Below are 18,094 nucleotides of genomic sequence, written 5' to 3'. Positions count from 1 at the left end.
TCGGCAACGCCCAGACCGGGTTCGGCGGCTTCAACTCCGGCACCGGCAACTTCGGCCTGTTCAACTCCGGCACCAACAACGTCGGCTTCTTCAACTCCGGCGAGGGCAACTGGGGCATCGGGAACTCCGGCCGCTTCAACACCGGCATCGGCAACACCGGTCTGGTCAACTCGGGCTTCTTCAACACCGGCCTGGTCAACACCGGAATCGGAAACTCGGGCAACTACAACACCGGCTTCTTCAACACCGGCAACACCAACACCGGCGCGTTCAACCCGGGCAGCTACAACACCGGCAGCTTCAACCCCGGCGACTACAACTCCGGTGACTTCAACGTCGGCAACTCCAATACCGGATGGGCCAACTACGGCAACTTCAACACCGGCGCCTTCAACGGCGGCAACTACAGCAACGGGTTCTTCTGGCGAGGCGACTATCAGGGTCTGGGCGGCTTCGCCTACCAGACCACCATCCCGGGCATCCCGTGGGACTACAACCTGGCCGCCGACATCCAGATCCCGATCCAAGGCACCATCAACGCCATCACCCAGGACATGTTCACCATCTCGCAGTTCGAGATACCGATCAGCCTGGAGATCACCGTCTGCTTCCTCTACATCCCGTTCGTGGGATGCGTCCTGAGCGGCACGCTGCCGGCGATCCCCATCACCACCGAAACCCTGGGCCCCTTCACCATCGACCCGTCGGTGCTCAACCCGGAGACGCCACTGGTCTTCAACTTCGAAAACCCGATCAACATGCTCGGCAACGGGCTGGTCGGGCCGTTCACGTTCGGCTTCGAGTGGCGCGGCAGCCCCGGCTTCTTCAACTCCGGCAGCGCCCCGTCGTCGGGCTTCTTCAACTCCGGGGCGGGCGGCGCATCGGGCATGCTCAACGCCGCCAACGGCGCGGTGTCGGGCATCGGCAACGTGTTCAGCCAGGTGTCCGGGATGTTCAACAGCGGCGGCGTGAATGTCTCCGGTCTGCAGAACGTCGGCGCCTTCGAATCGGGCTGGGCGAACCTGGGCAACTTCATGTCCGGCTTCTACAACACCAGCATGCTCGACCTGATGACTCAGGCGTTCGTGTCCGGTGTCGGGAACTTCGGCAGCGAGTTGGCGGGATTCTTCGGGGACAACACGCCCTGACGCCTCTAGCGGCGGGGTTGCCAGACGACCAGCGCCCGGCTCTTGGGCACCACCGCGACCTCGCGACGCTGGTTGGCCCGCAACACCGCCACTTCCTCGGCCAACTCCGAGAGCCGCGACTGCAGCGCGTCGACCTGGTTGGTCAGCTCGATGATGCGTTTGATGCCGGCGAGGTTGACGCCCTCGTCCTGGGACAGTCGCTGCACCTCACGCAGCAGGTCCACGTCGTGCTCGGAGTACCGACGTCCGCCGCCGGCGGTGCGCTGCGGCCGGACCAGGCCGAGCCGGTCGTAGGTGCGCAACGTCTGCGCATGCATACCGGCCAGCTCGGCGGCCACCGAGATCAAGAACGTGCGCGACGATTCCCGGTCGGGGTTCTTCGAGTTCATGGTCGATTCCCTGCCCATCCGGCTCTGGGGTCGAACCCGCTGGACCGCTCGGCCGCCGCGTAGGCTTCCAGCGCCTCCTGCGCGGCACCTTCCAGATTCGACGGGACCGCGACCTTCACGGTGACCAGCAGGTCGCCGCTGCCACCGCTGCGCTTGGGCACACCCCGGCCACGCACCCGCAGGATGCGGCCGTCGGCGGTGCCCTTGGGCACCCGGACGCCGACCTTGCCGTCCAGCGTGGGCACCGAAAGCGTTGAGCCCAAAGCCAATTCGGTGAAGCTGACGGGTACGGTCACGGTCAGGTCGTCGCCGTCGCGGCCGAAGACCTTGTCCGGCCGCACATGCACGGTCACGTACAGGTCACCGGACGGAGCGCCCCGCAACCCGGCTTCGCCCTGCCCGGCCAGCCGGATGCGCTGACCGTCGTCGACGCCGGGTGGGATGCGCACGTTGATGGTGCGGGTCCGAGTCGTGACCCCGGTGCCTTTGCACTCCTCGCACGGGTGCTCGATGATCGAGCCGCTGCCCCGGCATTCGGTGCACGGCTCGGAGAAGCCGAACGCACCCTGGTTGCGGTTGATGACGCCGGCGCCGTTGCAGTTCGGACACACCTTCGGGCTGGTGCCCGGGCGTGCGCCGCTGCCGTGGCAGTTGGTGCACGGGGCCGGGCTGGTCAACCGCAGCGGCATCGCGACGCCCCTGGCGGCCTCGACGAAATCCAGTTCCGTCTCGGTCTCCAGGTCCTTGCCGCGCCGGGGCCGGCTGGGACGGGTGCTGCCACCCCGCCCGAACAGGCCGCCGAACAGGTCGCCGATGTTGGCGCCGCCGGACCGGCCGGCGGCGTCGAACAAGTCGTTCAGATTGAACTCGGCGCCGTCCCCGCCTCCGCCGAAGCCGCCGAACCCACCCGTGTCGAACCGACGGCCACCGAAGCCTCCGCCGGCGAACAGCCGGCGGGTCTCGTCGTATTCCTTGCGCTTGGCTTCGTCGGACAGAACGCTGTAGGCCTCCGAGACCGCCTTGAACCGCTCGGCCCCGGCGGGGTTCTTGTCCGGATGCAGATCCGAAGCCAACTTGCGGTAGGCCGTCTTGATCTCTTTGGCATCGGCATCGGAGGAGACGCCAAGCTCCTTGTAGAAGTCCTTCTCGACCCACTCACGCTGAGCCATGTCGCGTCACCTCCTTACCTTCGTATCGATTCTGTCCTAAACACCGGAGTCGTCGGCGTTATCGCTCGTGTCGGCAGGTCCGGTTTCCGAACCCGCGCCGGCGACGGTGTCGACGACGCCGACCATGGCGTGCCGCAGCACCTGTTCGCCGAGCAGGTAGCCCTGCCTCATGACGGTGCCGATCACCGGCTTGGAACCCGGTCCGCCGTCGCCTTCGTGCTGCACGGCTTCATGCAGTGCGGGGTCGAAGTCCTCGCCCTCGGCCCCGAACGCGGTCAGGCCCAACCCGCCCAGCACGCCCGTCAGCTTGTCGGCGACCGCCTTCATCGGACCCGACTCCAGGTCGCCGTGCTGCCGTGCGCGGTCGAGATCGTCGAGGATGCCCAGGAATTGACCGACCACGTCGGCCTTGGCCCGGTCCTTCGCGGCCTGCTGGTCGCGCAGCGCCCGCTTGCGGTAGTTGGCGAAGTCGGCCTGCACGCGCTGCAGGTCCTGGAGCAACTCGGCCGCCTTGTCGGCTTCCTCCGGGCTCTCGCCGGCGAAGGCACCCCCTCCCGGTGCTGGACCGGGAGGGGCCTGCCGTACTTCACCTGTCTCGGGATCGATCCGCCGTCTGTCGGTGACCGTCACCGGTTCTTGTGCGTGGTTTTGAGTTCCGTCGCTCACTGGCGCCGCTCCTCCTCATCACTCCGTTCTGCATCGTCGCGGCGCGCGCTCACTGGCGCCGCTCCTGGTCGTCGTCGACCACCTCCGCGTCCACCACGTCGTCGGCCCCCGCGGTCTGGTCGAAACCACCACCGGGCTGACCGCCGGCGGCGGCACCTTCGGCCTGGGCGGCCTCGTAGATGGCCTGTCCCAGCGCCTGGGACTCCTGGCCCAGCTTCTCCATCGCCGACTTGATCGCGGAGATGTCATCGCCACCCAGCGCCGACTTGGCTTCTGCCACAGCGGCTTCCACCTTGCTCAGCGTGTCCTCAGGAACCTTCGACCCACCCTCGGCCTCACGTTGCTCTTTGACGAACTTCTCCGTCTGGTAGACCAGCGTCTCGGCCTGGTTGCGGACGTCGGCTTCCTCGCGACGCTTGCGGTCTTCGTCCGCGTGCGCCTCGGCATCCTTGATCATCCGGTCGATCTCCTCCTTGGAGATGCCCGAACCTTCCTGGATGCGGATGGTGTTCTCCTTGCCGGTGCCCTTGTCCTTGGCGGTGACGTGCACGATGCCGTTGGCGTCGATGTCAAAGGTGACCTCGATCTGCGGAACACCGCGCGGGGCCGGTGCGATACCGGTCAGCTCGAAGCTGCCCAACAGCTTGTTGTGCGCCGCGATCTCACGCTCACCCTGGAAGACCTGGATCTGCACCGACGGCTGGTTGTCGTCGGCGGTGGTGAAGGTCTCCGAGCGCTTGGTCGGGATGGTGGTGTTGCGCTCGATGAGCTTGGTCATCACCCCACCCTTGGTCTCGATGCCCAGGCTCAGCGGCGTGACGTCAAGCAGCAGAACGTCTTTCACCTCGCCCTTGAGTACACCCGCCTGCAGCGCGGCACCCACGGCCACGACCTCGTCGGGGTTGACGCCCTTGTTGGGCTCCTTGCCACCGGTCATCTCCTTGACCAGGTCGGTCACCGCAGGCATGCGGGTGGAACCGCCCACCAGCACCACGTGGTCGATGTCGCCCACCGAGATGCCGGCGTCGGCGATGACCGACTGGAACGGCTTGCGGGTGCGGTCCAGCAGGTCCTGGGTGATGCGCTGGAACTCGGCCCGGGTCAGCTGCTCGTCGAGGAACAGCGGGTTCTTGTCGGCGTCGACGGTGATGTAGGGCAGGTTGATCGAGGTGCTCTGCGAGCTGGACAGCTCGATCTTGGCCTTCTCGGCGGCCTCACGCAGCCGCTGCATGGCCATCTTGTCCTTGGTCAGGTCGATGCCGCTGGTGCCCTTGAACTTCTCCACCAGCCAGTCCACGACGCGCTGGTCCCAGTCGTCGCCGCCGAGGTGGTTGTCACCGCTGGTGGCACGCACCTCGACCACACCCTCGCCGATCTCGAGCAGCGAGACGTCGAAGGTGCCGCCGCCGAGGTCGAAAACCAGAATGGTCTGCTCTTTCTCGCCCTTGTCCAGGCCGTAGGCCAGCGCGGCCGCGGTCGGTTCGTTGACGATGCGCAGCACGTTGAGGCCGGCGATCTGGCCGGCGTCCTTGGTCGCCTGACGCTGAGCGTCGTTGAAGTAGGCGGGAACGGTGATCACCGCGTCCGCGATGTCCTCACCCAGGTAAGCCTCGGCGTCGCGCTTCAGCTTCTGCAGCACGCGAGCGCTGATCTCCGGAGCGGTGTATTTCTTGCCATCGATATCCACGGACCAGTCCGTGCCGATTTCGCGCTTGACCGAACGAATGGTGCGGTCGACGTTGGTCACCGCCTGGTTCTTGGCGGGCTGACCCACCAGCACTTCGCCGTTACGCGCGAACGCGACGACAGACGGGGTCGTCCGCGAGCCCTCGGAGTTTGCGACGACGACGGGGTCGCCACCCTCCAGAACTGCGACGACGGAGTTGGTGGTCCCGAGGTCGATGCCGACCGCACGAGCCATAGTGATTCCTCCTGAATCTGTAGAGCTTCTGCTTGTTGCACTATGCTGAGTGAACCCCGCTCAAGACTGCTCCGGCCGCCATGTGCCTGTCAACTCAGACTTGAGTGTGCCTCACTCAACTTGTCGATCATGCTAACGGTGTAGGCGCGGGGTTTGTTCCCGGGGGCGCGGTATGCGCTCTCTATGAGATCGGTCAGTTCGACGGAATTACCGGTCAATCTGGTGCTTATATATTTGACGGGGTCGGTTCGAATGGCGGGAGTGGGTGTCGAGCAGATGGCGCCGGGGGAACGAACACGCAGAAGCGGCCTGTCCGCGCAAGGAAGAATGCTGGCCTACAGCGCCGTGCTCGCGCTGAATGCGGGTTGGGTGAACGCGGTAGCGATCCTCACCCTGGCGGTTCCGGTCGGCAACCTCACCGGTGTCACCACCCAGATCGGCATGGACACCGCGCACCCGTGGCGCTACGAAAGCCACGTCCTGGGCGCGATCCTGCTGGGGTTCCTGCTAGGCGCCGCGGTGGCCGGCACGCTGCTCTCGTCCAGCCGGATGCCGCTGGCCAGGCGCCACGCCGCCGTGTTGGCCATCGAAGCCATCCTGCTGTTGGCCGCCGCCGCCGGAGTCACCGCGGACAAGAACGAGATCGCCATCTTCGGGATCGAGGAGACCGCCGTCCAGGGGCTGTTCGCAGCGGCGGCCCTCGGTTTGCAGAACGGCCTGACCTCCAGCTTCCGCGGGATGGCGGTCCGCACTACCCACTTCACCGGCACCGTCACCGACCTCGGGTTGATGCTGGGCCGCAGCCGTGAGCACGGCTTCGACAAGTGGAAGGCCGCGATCCTGGCCACGACCCTGCTGCTGTTCCTCACCGGCGCGGTCGCCGGCCTGGTGGCCGGGGCCAAGTTCGACGGATACGCACTCGTCGTACCGGCCGTGATCTGCCTGATCATGGGATGTGTCAACGTCGCACTCAGCCGCACCCGCCGGCCCCGGGTGGCGACGGTCGAGCCGGTGGCCGCCTAGGACTGTATCTACCCGACCCGGGTCCACGCTCGTGCAACAATAACAGAGCAATTGCTCTGTTATTGTGTTTTCATGCCCCGCCCTCGCGAGCACGACCCGGACCGCGTGCTGGATGCCGCGGAGGCGCTGGCCGTGCAGTCCGGTCCGGCCGCGGTGACCATCCGGGGTATCAGTGCCGCGACCGGCGTCTCCAACGGCGCGCTGTATCACAGCTTCGGATCACGAGCCGGGTTACTGGCTCAGGCCTGGCTGCGGGCCGGCCGTCGTTTCCTCGACACGCAACAGGCGTTGGTGGACGACGCGATCTCGGCGGCCTCCTCCACCTCGGGGCCAGACGTCGGCATCGCCGCGGTGGCGGCCGCCGCTGACGCACCCGCCGTCTTCGCCGCTCAGCACCCGAACTCATGTCACCTGCTTCTGACACTGCCGCGCGACGAACTGTTGGATCCTGAGCTACCCGACAAGCTCGCAGCTCAGCTTCGCGATGTCGAGTCGGCCTTGATCGGATTGATGATCGAGCTCGCCCGCCGGGTCTGGAACCGCAAAGACGCCGCGGCGGTGGACACCATCACCATGTGCATCGTCGATCTTCCGACGGCAATCCTGCTGCGCCGCAACCGGTTACACGACAAAACGGCGCGCGAGCAACTGCGCGCCGCGGTGCACGCCGTGCTTAGAACCGAGCCTCCAAAACCAACTCCTAGACCCGAAAGGACATCATGACCATCACCTTGACCTACGACGAGAAGATCGCTGTCCTCGACCTCGGCGACGACGAAAATCGCTTCTCACCCGGCTTTCTCGACGACATCAACGCCCACCTCGACGACATCGAAACAAGCGGCGCGCACGGTCTGGTGACCACCGCGTCCGGCAAGTTCTATACCAACGGCCTGGACTTGGACTGGCTGGTCGCGCATGCCGAGCAGACCCAGCAGTATGTCGAACGGGTCCAGGGTCTGCTTGCGCGCGTGCTGACGCTGCCGATGCCGACCGCCGCGGCGGTCGTCGGGCACGCGTTCGGCGCCGGCGCGATGTTAGCCGTCGCGCACGATTTCCGGGTGATGCGGGCCGACCGCGGCTTCTTCTGTTTTCCCGAGGTAGACATTCACATTCCGTTCACTCCTGGCATGGCGGCACTGATCCAAGCCAAACTGACTCCGCCGGCTGCGGTGGCCTCGATGACGACCGGCCGCCGCTTCGGTGGCACCGACGCCGCCGCCCTCGGGATCGTCGACGCCACTGCGGACGAGGCGGAGGTGACAGCCGCGGCGGTGGAAATGCTGCGGCCCCTCGCCGGTAAGGATCGCGGCACCCTGGGGGCCATCAAACAGACCATGTTCGCGCAGGCCACCGCCGCGCTCACCGCGACAAACAGCTCAGCGGTGCGGCCTGGGTAACAAGACAGGCCGGCGGGACGCCGGTGAGATAGCCTGACATCCGATTCTCGCGGCGTTCCCCCAAGCTACGGCGATAAGGACCTGGATGACACCGTCCGACAGTGCGCTCGGCCGCGAAGACGCCGGGTATCACAAGGCCCTGAAGAACCGTCAGCTGCAGATGATCGCGCTGGGCGGCGCGATCGGCACCGGCCTCTTCCTGGGCGCCGGCGGGCGGCTCGCCTCGGCCGGGCCCGGGCTCTTCATCGTGTTCGGCATCTGCGGCCTCTTCGTCTTCCTGATCCTGCGCGCGCTCGGCGAGCTGGTGCTGCATCGGCCGTCGTCGGGATCCTTCGTGTCCTACGCGCGGGAGTTCTTCGGCGAGAAGATGGCCTACGCGGCCGGCTGGATGTACTTCCTCAACTGGGCGATGACCGGCATCGTCGACACCACCGCCATTGCGCAGTACTGCCGCTACTGGAAGGTGTTCCAACCCATCCCGCAGTGGACTCTGGCACTGGTCGCGCTGATCGTGGTGCTGTCGATGAACCTGATCTCGGTCAAGCTCTTCGGTGAGCTGGAGTTCTGGGCCGCGCTGATCAAGGTGCTGGCGCTGGTGACGTTTCTCGTCGTCGGCACCGTCTTCCTAGCCGGCCGATTCAAGATCGAAGGCCGCGACACCGGCTGGAGCCTGTGGAGCGATCATGGAGGCCTGTTGCCGACGGGCGTGCTGTCCCTGGTACTGGTCACCGCGGGCGTGGTATTTGCTTATGCCGCAGTCGAATTGGTGGGCATCGCGGCCGGAGAGACCGAGGACCCGGAGCGGATCATGCCGCGTGCGATCAACTCGGTGGTGTTCCGGATCGCGGTCTTCTACATCGGCTCGACCGTCCTGCTGGCGCTGCTGCTGCCCTACACCGCCTACCAGGACGGGGTGAGCCCGTTCGTGACGTTCTTCGACAAGCTCGGCCTGTCCTGGGGCGACGACCTGATGAACCTGGTGGTGCTCACCGCCGCCCTGTCGAGCCTGAACGCCGGTTTGTATTCCACCGGCCGGATCCTGCGGTCGATGGCGATCAACGGCAGCGGCCCGAAATTCACCGGCGTAATGAGCAAGAACGGGGTGCCGTACGGCGGCATTCTGCTCACCGCCGGGATCGGCCTGTTCGGCATCGGGCTCAATGCGGTCACCCCGAAGCACGCGTTCGAGATCGTGCTGCACATCGCGGCGACCGGAGTGATCGTGGCGTGGGCGACGATCGTCGCCTGCCAGCTGCGTTTTCACCACCTGGCTAATGCCGGGGAGGTGCAGCGCCCGGCGTTCCGCATGCCACTGTCGCCCTACACCGGGTACGTGACGCTGGCGTTCCTGGCAGCCGTGCTGGTCCTGATGATGTTCGACGAGGTCTACGGCCGGTGGATGCTGGCCGCGATGGCGTTCGGCATACCCGCATTGATCGGCGGCTGGTTCCTGGTCCGCAACCGGGTGCGCGCCGCTGCCGCTTCCCCGGAGCAGCTCTCCGAACCGGGGTAACACTTTGCCAACGGCGCCGTTCCAAAAGCGCGTCGCCGCAGCACCTTGCGGGCTCACGCGCATAATCTGACTTCCTGTCGTTTCCAGATCCGGGGAGTCGCGCGTGCGGTTGTTGCCGAAGGCACGGTTGGGGCTGCTGGCCGTCGCCGTGCTCGTTGCCGGATGCAGTTCGACCATCGACGGCCGACCGATCGCCGCCCCGGGCGGGCACGGACCGACCGAACCGGCGTTCCCGACGCCGCGGCCTTCGATCGCGCCGCCGCCGGCCGGCACGTCGACACCCGTCGCGCTGCCGCCGATCAATCCCGGGCCGAACCCAACTTCCACACCCGGTGCCATCCCGCTCAAGCCCGACGAGAACGGTTACGTGTTCATCGAGACCAAGTCCGGCATGACGCGCTGCCAGATCAACAAGGAGAGCGTCGGCTGCGAGGCGCCGTTCACCAACTCCCCGATCCAGGAAGGTGAGCACACCAACGGTGTGCACATCACCGCGGCCGGCAACGTGCAATGGATCCTGGGAAATCTCGGGGCGATCCCCACCGTGACCATCGAATACAAGACCTACGACGCGCAGGGCTGGACCATCGTCGCCACGCAGGACGGCACGCGCTTCGAGAACAACGGCACCCGGCACGGGATGTTCGTCAGTATCGACAAGGTCAGCACGTTCTGACCGGCCCGCGACCTATACCATCGACTCGTGGCACGCTACGGCCCACCGGACGACTTCAACGAGCAGCCGACCCAATACGGCGCAACTCCGCCGCAAGGGCCGCCCTCGGGCGGTCCACCACCCGGCTACCAGGGTCCGACTCAGCAGGGCCCGCCCCCCGGCGGACCCTACGGTCCGCCCCCGCAGCACCAGCCGACGGTGCAGGGTCCACCGCCGGATCCGTATGCGCCGCAAGACCCGTCGCTGATGCACCAGCCGACCGTGGAAGGCCCTCCGCCGTCGGGCCCCTACCAGCAGGGCGATCCCTACCAGCCGGGCGATCCGTCCCTGATGTATCAACCGACCGTCGAGGGCGTCCCGCCCGAGCAGTTCACCGACCCTGAAGATCCCGACGCCGACAACCGGCCGTGGTATCGCAAGCCCGTGATGCTCATCCTGTGGGCACTGCTGGTGCTGGTACTGCTCGCCCTGATCGGCTACGGCGTGAGCCAGCTGTTCGGCGGCGGCACCAGCCCCAGCCCGGCCCCGAGCAGCACGTCGACGACGACCAGCACCACCACGACGACCAGTGAGTCGACCACAACCACCACGACGACCACCGAGTCGACCACCACAGAGCCGAGTACCACCAGCGAAGCTCCCGCTCCCGCACCCAACCCGCCCAGGAGCCAGCCCCCGGCCCAGACGCCGACTCAGCAACCGACCCATCGCCTCCCGCAGCTACCGCAGCTGCCGCCGCTGCCGTCGACGATCACGATCCCGGGCGGGCCTACCATCACGGTGCCCAAGCTGCCCTGAGCCAGGTCACCGATCGGCAACGGGCCCGCGTGGCTGCAAATCGCGGTAAGCCGTGACGGCTAGCATCGGCGGCCGTGACCAGGTACGACCCGCCGGACTATGGCGCCAACGACCCGACCGTCCACGGCAGTTACGGCTACGACGGGCCGCCGCCGGAACCCGAGCCGACGCCCGGTTGGCGCAAACCGGCGGCCCTGGTGGGTTGGGGCGTGTTGATCGCCGTGCTGCTCGGCCTGATCATCTGGGGCATCGTCCTGCTGTCCAAGGGCCGCCCGAGTCCGGCCACGGTCACGGTCACCACCAGGATCTCGACGACGGCACCTGCGACCACCACCACGGCGCCGACGACGACCACGACAACAACCACCACAACGACTACGACCACCACAACAACGACTACGACCACGACTACTACGACGACGGCCACGAGCCCGGAGACGTCCACGTCCACGACGCCGACAACCACCACGTCCGCCTCCCCGACCACCACGCCGGCGAATTCCCCAGCACCCGGTCTGATCCCTCGACTGCCGTCAGAGATCAAGCTGCCGTCGATGCCCACCGTCATCAACTTGCCGCCCGGCCTGTGACCGGTCCCCGCCGAATCGGCGACGGCTATGGTGGGGAACGGCCGTCGACCGCCAGCAACACGAGGGACACAGGGGTGTGGATATGAGCGAGTCGCTCGGGTTGTCGATCGGGGTGGCCAACCTGGTCGCGGCACGCTCGGGTAGCGCTCCGATTTCTCGCACCCCCGTGTTGACGCTGTTCGAAAACCGGCAATCCGAAGTCGGCCTGCCCGAGGAGAACTCGAATCTCACCGCGCCGGGACTGGTGTTACGCGGATTCGTCGAGCGGGTCGGCGATGTCGCACCACTGGTCGCCGCCGACGGCACCAAATACCTCGGCCAGGCGCTGACCATCGAGGCGCTCGAGGCGATGGCGCGCTCTGTCGGCTACGGCACACCGATCACCGTCGCCGTCCCGGCCTACTGGTCGCAGAACCAGGTCGCCGCGTTGCGCCAGGAACTGTTCGCGCAACCGGATCTGACGGCCAACGGCGGCCGCCCGGCGCTGGTCTCCGATGCCACCGCCGCGTTGACCGCGCTGGCCGCCGAGCCCGGGTTTCCGCGCGACGGTGTCGTCGCGCTGTGCGATTTCGGCGCCGGCGGCACCAGTATCACCCTGGCCAACGCCGGGCCCCCGTTCGACCAGGTGGGCAGCACGGTGCGCTTCAGCGAGTTCTCCGGCGACGACATCGATCAGCTCATCCTGAACCATTTGCCGACCATCGCCCCGGGGGTCGACAACACCAACACCTCCGTTACCGCGACGTCGATGGGATCGGTGACGCGCCTGTTAGGCAGCTGCCGGGCCGCCAAGGAACAGCTCTCCGCGACGACGGTGACGACCATCGCGACGGGCAATCCCGGTGGGACTCAGCACCTTTCCCGCAGCGACTTCGAACAACTCATCTCCGCACCGTTGGATCGGTTCCTCGACGCTGTCGGAGAAGTGTTGCACCGCAACGGCATTGCCAACCTGGCCGCGGTCGCCGCCGTCGGCGGGGGTGCCCAGATCCCGCTGGTCGCCGCGCGACTGGCCGAGCGCCTGAGGGTACCGGTCCTGACCACGCCGCAACCGTTGTTCAGCGCCGCCGTCGGGGCAGCGGTACTCGGCGCGCAGCAGGCAGCGTCGGCGGGGGCTGCCACGGGTCTTGCTCCCGCCGTCGGAGCTGCGGCCGCCGCTGCAGCGGGTGCCGCGGGTGCGGCCACCATGGCGTCACCGACCGCGCCGACGACCGAACCCACCGGGGCGGTGCCCACCGAAGCCTTCCCCGGGGACGCCCAGGGCACCGACCGCGCCCTGGCCTGGTCCGAAGACAGCGGCACCGGTGAAGAACCCGTCCCCTATGCCGGCCCCGCGGACTACACCAGCCCGGTCGACGCCGCCCCAGCTCCGCCGTACACCGGCGCCCACACAGAGCCCTACGCCGACGAGCCCGATCTCCCCCCGTGGTACCGGCGCCCTGCCATTCTGCTGAGCCTGTTCGGAGCGGCCGCGGCCATCCTGCTTGCCCTGGTGCTGGCGCTCACCGTCGGCAAGACCGAGACCAGGCCGGTCGTCACCACGTCGCAACCACCGCCCACCACCATCAGCACCACCGGAGCGGACGGCCTGCCGACCGAGGCGGTGGTCACTCCGCCTCCGGTCACCGTGACCACCGAGGTCCCGGTCAGCACAACCACCACCGCACCGACAACCACGTCGTCCACCCCGTCAACGACCTCCACGACGTCGACCACCACGACGACTCAGCCGACCTCCACGACCACGCAACCGACCACGACCCGGCCGACCACCACTAATCCGCAGACCACCACCGCGCCCCCGACCACGACGCAGCGGCCACCACCGACCACCAGCGCGGCACCCAGTCCGCCGACCAGCGCGGCGCCCGGGGGCTGACCTCAGCGCCGCGCGGAGAATTCGGCGAGCATCGCCTCGGCGCTGCGCACCGCGGCGCGACATGCCCTGGTGGTGAACGGATCGTTTAGCGGATGCTCGGCGCGACGGCGCCAGTACTGTGCCGCGGCGAACGCCGCGCGCGAGGCTTCCTGCGGGTTGGTCGCGTACTCTTGCGGATCCACACCCAGCCTGCTGGCCGGGTCGGTGCCCGAACCTCCGATCATGCGGCGCAGCGCCGCGATGTCGTCTTCTTTCAAAGTTGTTGTGCGCGAAGGCAATAGGCTCAGTAGGCGGAGTTCTTCGAACGCGTGTGTATCGGCGAGCAGTGGGTCGATGTCGGCGATCACGTACGGGGTGGCCATGACCGGGTGCGCTTCGACGAACCTGCGCAACGACACCAGAGCGGTGTGCGCCTTGAGCATGTCCGAACGCTGCGCGAACTGTTGGTCGATCACGTTGCGCAGCGCCACCAACCCGCTGCGCTCCAACAGCTCGGTAGCCAACGCGGCCGCGCTGGTGACACCGGCGGCCAGCACGGCGATCGAGATCCGGATGCCGAACATGCCGAACCGTTCCAGCAGCTGGGCGCGAATGGCCGCGTCGATGGGCAACGGGCTGTCCGGCCGCACGAAACGGTCCACGCTCAAAAGCGCCTTGTTGAGTTCGGTGGCGTCGGAGGCGGCCAGTTTCTGCAGTGCGACGAACTCTCCCTGCCGCAGCGTGCGGGCGGTCATGGCGAGCAGCCCGGATACCGGGACCACCGCCTGGCAGATACCCGTCTGGGTGAGTTCACTGGTGAACCTCTTGGCGACGTCGTTTGCCGACAACATCGCGTCGATGCGGCCCGCGCCGATCTCGTCGGCCCGCGAAGCCACCCCGATGATGCCCAGCGCGCCCGCCGACCCGCCCACCAGCCCGCCGATCTGCCTGAGCAGCGCGATATCGGGGGCATTGAGGGCGCGCAGCAGGAACACCACCGCATCCACCCGGGGCACTCCGTCTGCCGGGACCAGCAGCCGCAGCGTGCGCTCGGAAGCCTCCCGGGTCAGCGACGACGTGCCGGGGGTGTCGATGATGGTGGCCTGCGCCAACTCTTCGGCCGGCCACTCGACGTCCAGGTCCACCACCTCGGCGGGGTCGAGCCTGCGCAGGTCGAAGCTCAGCCCGTCGCGGTGCGTGATCGGCACGTTGCTACGCCGGCCGCCGCGGTGGTTGGCAGTGACCTTCGGGGTCGGCCCGTGCCGGAACCACGTCACGATCCGAGTGGCCTCCGTCGCGTCCGTCGGCGCGATGTCGTCCCCAACCAAGGCGTTGACCAATGTCGACTTGCCGGCTTTGAGGGTGCCTGCCAGCGCGATGCGGATGGGCTCGTTGAGCCGCGCACCGATGCGGTCCAATTCGTAGAACACGTCGGGACGCTGCCGATAGGCCGGTTCGCCCCGATAGGCCTGGATGGTTCCGCCCAGGATCGCGCGGACCCGATCACTGGTGCTCACGTTTTACCTAGCATGACCGGTGGCTTGCGCAACTTGTTCAAGTTGTCGGTGACCTGGTTGAGGATGTTCAACTGTCGCTCGAGTTCGCGGACTCGGGTGTCGCGTTCGACGTCCTCCAGGTGCGCAGCGGCGACGGTGGCTTGCAGTGACTCGTTGAGCGAGCGGGTGAGTTCGACGGCGATATCGCGGTAGTGGTCGCGCAGCGTGCGGTGAATCGTCTTGAGCCGGTCGCGCGACTCCTTGCCCACCACGAAAGAAACCTCGTCCACGAACCGTCGCACGTTGGCTTTGGCTTCGGCGCGAGCCCGCAACACCCGTGCCTGCTTTTCCTCCTTGTAGGCCATCCGGCCCAGCAGTAGGCCGGCTCCCACCGACACCGGGTTGAACAGTCCCAGACCGGCAACCGAGGACAGCATGCCGATCATCACCACCCCGCCGTAGGAACCCCGCAGACCGGACAGCGCCTTCTGACCCTTGCCCTGCGGCTTGGCTTCCAACTCCGCCAGCGCCTTGAGCTCACCGAAGTTGCCGCCCATCAACCGCGAGGTCAGCTCGGGCGACATGATCGAATTCAGACCCGCGTCGGCGAAGGATTTCGCGACGTCGAGCGCCAGAATTTCGGCGCGCTGGTACGCCCAGACGAAGTTGTCCCCCACGGCGGTGGCGACCGCGTCCTCGGCGTCGGTGCCTATCTCGGCCCAGTGCAGCGTCGGATCCACCGAATCGATGTGCCGCTCGATGTCGTCGGTCAGGGCACGAAACCGCGCACGCAGGTCGTGGTCGACATCGTTGCTCAAGTCGGTGAACCCGTCGTTGAGTACCTGCTGCCACAGAGCGGTCTGTTCGAGTGCGTCCTGGGCTTCCTTCTTGCGCCGGGCCAGGTCTTCGGCGAGCCGGTCGCGCAGTGACGGGTCGTTGACAGCGGACAGTTCCGAGCCCGCGGCAATCGTCAATTGCTCTGCGGCGGAACGTATTTCGTTCAGCACCTCGTCGCGCACGCGATCGGTCTCGCGGGTGAGGACCTTCTCACTCAGGAACTTGATGATCGACGGGAAGTTCGACTCGTCGTTGAGTTCCTTGTCGTTGAGGCTGACGGCGTGGCTGCGCAGCAGCGACGACACCGGGATGATCGGCATCGGCACCCGCGCGCGCTGCAAGTGGTTGGCGTTGGTGTTGACGATCTGGCGCCAGTGCGGATACAGGTCGGTCTTGGTGGCTATCACCACCCCGACGGGGCAAATCTGGTGCGCCTTGCGCACGAACCACATCTCCGGTTCGGTGAATTCCTGGCTGGTGTCGCTGACCATCAGCATCGCGTCGGCGTCGGGTAGCAGCCCGAGGGTCGCCGACAGGTGCGGCTGCCCGTGACCGCCCACGCCGGGGCTGTCGATGAACGACAATCCGCCCTGCAACAGCGGACTGGGGGCACCGATCTCGACCCGCAACACCTCGCGCCCCGCGGCTTGGGGCGCCCGCCGTAGATCGGTGTTGATGTCGTCGACGGGGATGTCGACGGTGGCCGTTTCGCCGTTGGGTCCCGCTTTGACGACGAGCCGGGCCGACGGCTGGGCGCTATGGCTGACGATCGTGATGACCACCGTGGCTTCGTCGTCGCCGACGCGGGCCACCGGCATGTTGAGCAGCGAGTTGAGCAGTTGACTCTTGCCCTGTTTGAGCTGCCCGGCGATCACCACCCGGATCCGCGGGTCGATGATCCGCTCGCGGGCCTGCCGCAGCCGCTGCACCAGATCGCTGCGTTCATGTAGCTCGGCGATCGCGATGGTGTGGTCGATCAGTTCGACGATCACGCCGACCCGCCGCGGGTCATCGGCTTGCGTCACCGCGCTGCCCCACTTTCTTGGTCGCGTGTTCTGTCAGATCACGGTATGCGGACAAACCGGCGGGGACCACGAAGGTCCCCGCCGGTTCTCGGACGTGTTTCGCGAATCAGAACCCGTGGTCGGCCGGACCGTGCGAGGCCGGCGTCTCCGTGTGCGCCGGGGGCGTGTGTCCGGCGGGCTCGTGACCGAACACCGACGGGCTCTGCGGCTCGTGATGTGTCGGCTGCTGGACGGGTTCGTGCTGCTGCGGAGTGAACACCGGTCCGTGGTCGCCGCCCGGGGCGTGCGATGGGGTCGGGGTCTCCGTTTGCGGCGTCGGGGTGTGCGGCGCCGGTGCGTTGATCACCGGCGGGTTGGTCCCGCCGTGGCCGGCGTCGCCCGTGCCCGCTGCGCCACCGGGCGTCTGGATGACGGGTCCGTGCCCGCCCGGCGTCGTGGTCCCCGCGCCACCGGTGCCGGCACCACCGCCGGTCTGGATGACCGGGCCTTGGCCGGAGGGGAAGGTTGGGCCGTGGTCACCCGGAGTGTGGCTTCCGGCGCCTGCGCCCGTTCCAGCGCCGGCACCCGTCCCCGCTCCGGCGCCAGTCCCCGCTCCGGCACCGGCACCTGCACCTGCGCCCCCGCCGCCACCGAGCGTCGTGCCTTCCTGACCCAGGATGTCGCCGTGTCCGCCCGCTGCCGGGACGTGGGTGCCCGGGGCGGTTGCACCGCCGGCAGGTCCACCGGTAACTGTGCCGCTGCCGGCGCCCGCGGCGCCACCGGGCCCCGTGTGGGCGCCGGCGCCTGCCCCCGCTCCCGCTGAAACCGCAGCTGGTTGGGGGTTCGGCTGGTTACTCAGGGGAGCATTCCCACCGATACCGATCCCGGCGCCGCCGGCGGCACCGGACTGGCCACTCACGCCGACACCGCCCAGTGGGCCGCCCACGTGCGGGGTGGCTGCGCCGTGCAGTGCGGCACCTTCGCTGGCAATGAGCGCGGGTTGGGCGGCAGCGGCTTGTCCGCCGAAAGCGGCCTGGCTGGCAATACCCGCCTGGCCGGCGATTCCCGCCTGACTGGCGATTTGAGCCTGACTGGCGACGCCCGCTTGACTGGCTAGCCCGGCCTGTCCCGCGAGGCCGGCCTGCCCAGCGAGCCCGGCCTGCCCAGCGAGCCCGGCCTGCCCAGCGAGCCCGGCCTGTCCGGCGAGACCTGCTTGCCCAGCGAGCCCTGCTTGGCCAGCGAGGCCGGCCTGCCCGGCGATCCCGGCGTGGGCACCCGCGCCGACGGCGGCCTGGCCACCCACGCCCGCGGCGGCCTGTGCACCCACAGCGCCGCCGACCTGACCGCCCGCGGCTACGCCGCCACCGATCGCGCCTCCGGCATTGACGCCGGCGCCGATGCCGCCGCCAAGTCCCCCGCCGAGCGCACCACCAACCTGGCCACCAACAGCGCCACCGACCTGACCACCAGCACCAACAGCACCACCGATGGCACCACCGGCCTGACCGCCGACAGCACCACCAATGCCGCCACCAATCGCACCACCAGCATTGGCGCCGGCGCCGATGCCACCGCCAAGCCCCCCGCCGACAGCACCACCAACCTG

General features: G+C 67.7%; 16 protein-coding genes and 1 pseudogene. 10 read left to right on the top strand and 7 right to left on the bottom strand.

Annotated elements, in window-relative coordinates; translation table 11 throughout:
- Window positions 1-1,148: pseudogene (locus AC5Y47_RS25085) on the top strand (PPE family protein); the annotation flags it as partial.
- 5 nt (window positions 1,149-1,153) lie between these two features.
- Here the strand turns inward: AC5Y47_RS25085 and AC5Y47_RS25080 are convergent.
- Genes AC5Y47_RS25080 through dnaK form a run of 4 tightly spaced genes read right to left on the bottom strand, consistent with a single transcriptional unit; the run spans window position 1,154 to window position 5,293 of the window.
- Window positions 1,154-1,537 (bottom strand): heat shock protein transcriptional repressor HspR, encoded by a 384-nt coding sequence (locus AC5Y47_RS25080; RefSeq protein WP_499946957.1) that lies wholly within the window; start codon window positions 1,535-1,537, stop codon window positions 1,154-1,156.
- The gene (gene dnaJ, locus AC5Y47_RS25075; RefSeq protein WP_499946956.1) at window positions 1,534-2,706 is read right to left on the bottom strand and encodes a molecular chaperone DnaJ; all 1,173 of its coding nucleotides are present in this window, start codon (window positions 2,704-2,706) and stop codon (window positions 1,534-1,536) included. The genes AC5Y47_RS25080 and dnaJ overlap by 4 nt, the downstream gene beginning before the upstream one ends.
- A 36-nt stretch (window positions 2,707-2,742) precedes the next feature.
- Entirely contained in the window at window positions 2,743-3,372 is a 630-nt protein-coding gene (gene grpE, locus AC5Y47_RS25070) for a nucleotide exchange factor GrpE (protein WP_499946955.1), read from the bottom strand.
- Between the two features lie 49 nt (window positions 3,373-3,421).
- Complete coding sequence (gene dnaK / locus AC5Y47_RS25065; protein WP_499946954.1) at window positions 3,422-5,293, bottom strand: molecular chaperone DnaK; 1,872 nt, start codon at window positions 5,291-5,293, stop codon at window positions 3,422-3,424.
- Window positions 5,294-5,620: 327 nt separating this feature from the next.
- Here dnaK and AC5Y47_RS25060 point away from each other — a divergent pair, with 327 nt between their 5' ends.
- From AC5Y47_RS25060 to AC5Y47_RS25025, 8 genes are all read left to right on the top strand, one after another.
- Window positions 5,621-6,316, top strand: coding sequence for a YoaK family protein (locus AC5Y47_RS25060; protein ID WP_499946953.1), 696 nt, complete (start codon window positions 5,621-5,623; stop codon window positions 6,314-6,316).
- Between the two features lie 72 nt (window positions 6,317-6,388).
- Window positions 6,389-7,039, top strand: coding sequence for a TetR/AcrR family transcriptional regulator (locus AC5Y47_RS25055; protein ID WP_499946951.1), 651 nt, complete (start codon window positions 6,389-6,391; stop codon window positions 7,037-7,039).
- Window positions 7,036-7,716, top strand: a complete 681-nt coding sequence (locus tag AC5Y47_RS25050; RefSeq protein WP_499946950.1) for an enoyl-CoA hydratase-related protein — start codon at window positions 7,036-7,038, stop codon at window positions 7,714-7,716. Before AC5Y47_RS25055 ends, AC5Y47_RS25050 begins: the two co-directional genes overlap by 4 nt.
- Window positions 7,717-7,801: 85 nt before the next feature.
- Window positions 7,802-9,229 (top strand): amino acid permease, encoded by a 1,428-nt coding sequence (locus AC5Y47_RS25045; RefSeq protein WP_499946949.1) that lies wholly within the window; start codon window positions 7,802-7,804, stop codon window positions 9,227-9,229.
- Between the two features lie 103 nt (window positions 9,230-9,332).
- A complete protein-coding gene (locus tag AC5Y47_RS25040; RefSeq protein ID WP_499946948.1) occupies window positions 9,333-9,905 on the top strand; it encodes a hypothetical protein in 573 nt (190 codons plus the stop codon).
- A gap of 27 nt (window positions 9,906-9,932) precedes the next feature.
- Window positions 9,933-10,703 carry a hypothetical protein gene (locus tag AC5Y47_RS25035; protein WP_499946947.1) on the top strand — a complete coding sequence of 257 codons (771 nt, stop codon included), beginning with the start codon at window positions 9,933-9,935 and terminating at the stop codon, window positions 10,701-10,703.
- Between the two features lie 74 nt (window positions 10,704-10,777).
- Window positions 10,778-11,293, top strand: a complete 516-nt coding sequence (locus AC5Y47_RS25030) for an oligopeptide transporter substrate-binding protein (RefSeq protein WP_499946946.1) — start codon at window positions 10,778-10,780, stop codon at window positions 11,291-11,293.
- 82 nt (window positions 11,294-11,375) lie between these two features.
- The gene (locus tag AC5Y47_RS25025; RefSeq protein ID WP_499946945.1) at window positions 11,376-13,172 is read left to right on the top strand and encodes an Hsp70 family protein; all 1,797 of its coding nucleotides are present in this window, start codon (window positions 11,376-11,378) and stop codon (window positions 13,170-13,172) included.
- Between the two features lie 2 nt (window positions 13,173-13,174).
- Here the strand turns inward: AC5Y47_RS25025 and iniC are convergent, their stop codons facing one another.
- The 3 genes from iniC to AC5Y47_RS25010 form a co-directional block, all read right to left on the bottom strand.
- Window positions 13,175-14,668, bottom strand: a complete 1,494-nt coding sequence (gene iniC / locus AC5Y47_RS25020; protein ID WP_499946944.1) for an isoniazid-induced dynamin-like GTPase IniC — start codon at window positions 14,666-14,668, stop codon at window positions 13,175-13,177.
- Window positions 14,665-16,509, bottom strand: a complete 1,845-nt coding sequence (locus AC5Y47_RS25015; protein ID WP_499946943.1) for a dynamin family protein — start codon at window positions 16,507-16,509, stop codon at window positions 14,665-14,667. The genes iniC and AC5Y47_RS25015 overlap by 4 nt, the downstream gene beginning before the upstream one ends.
- Window positions 16,510-16,615: 106 nt before the next feature.
- A complete protein-coding gene (locus AC5Y47_RS25010) occupies window positions 16,616-17,407 on the bottom strand; it encodes a hypothetical protein (protein ID WP_499946942.1) in 792 nt (263 codons plus the stop codon).
- Between the two features lie 312 nt (window positions 17,408-17,719).
- On the opposite strand from AC5Y47_RS25010, the gene AC5Y47_RS25005 reads away from it, so the two are divergent.
- The coding region (locus tag AC5Y47_RS25005) for a hypothetical protein (protein ID WP_499946941.1) at window positions 17,720-18,094 on the top strand (375 nt) is incomplete at its 3' end.

Source organism: Mycobacterium sp. NGS22, from assembly GCF_059813095.1.
The sequence above is the reverse complement of the archived record's forward strand: the minus strand, read 5'-3'. Positions and strand labels throughout refer to the sequence as shown.

What these genes read in the sequence shown, in the direction of transcription:
- AC5Y47_RS25080 (WP_499946957.1), bottom strand. Translation starts at nt 1,537, where the DNA reads ATGAACTCGAAGAACCCCGACCGGGAATCGTCGCGCACGTTCTTGATC.
- dnaJ (WP_499946956.1), bottom strand. Translation starts at nt 2,706, where the DNA reads ATGGCTCAGCGTGAGTGGGTCGAGAAGGACTTCTACAAGGAGCTTGGC.
- dnaK (WP_499946954.1), bottom strand. Translation starts at nt 5,293, where the DNA reads ATGGCTCGTGCGGTCGGCATCGACCTCGGGACCACCAACTCCGTCGTC.
- AC5Y47_RS25060 (WP_499946953.1), top strand. Translation starts at nt 5,621, where the DNA reads ATGCTGGCCTACAGCGCCGTGCTCGCGCTGAATGCGGGTTGGGTGAAC.
- AC5Y47_RS25055 (WP_499946951.1), top strand. Translation starts at nt 6,389, where the DNA reads ATGCCCCGCCCTCGCGAGCACGACCCGGACCGCGTGCTGGATGCCGCG.
- AC5Y47_RS25050 (WP_499946950.1), top strand. Translation starts at nt 7,036, where the DNA reads ATGACCATCACCTTGACCTACGACGAGAAGATCGCTGTCCTCGACCTC.
- AC5Y47_RS25045 (WP_499946949.1), top strand. Translation starts at nt 7,802, where the DNA reads ATGACACCGTCCGACAGTGCGCTCGGCCGCGAAGACGCCGGGTATCAC.
- AC5Y47_RS25025 (WP_499946945.1), top strand. Translation starts at nt 11,376, where the DNA reads ATGAGCGAGTCGCTCGGGTTGTCGATCGGGGTGGCCAACCTGGTCGCG.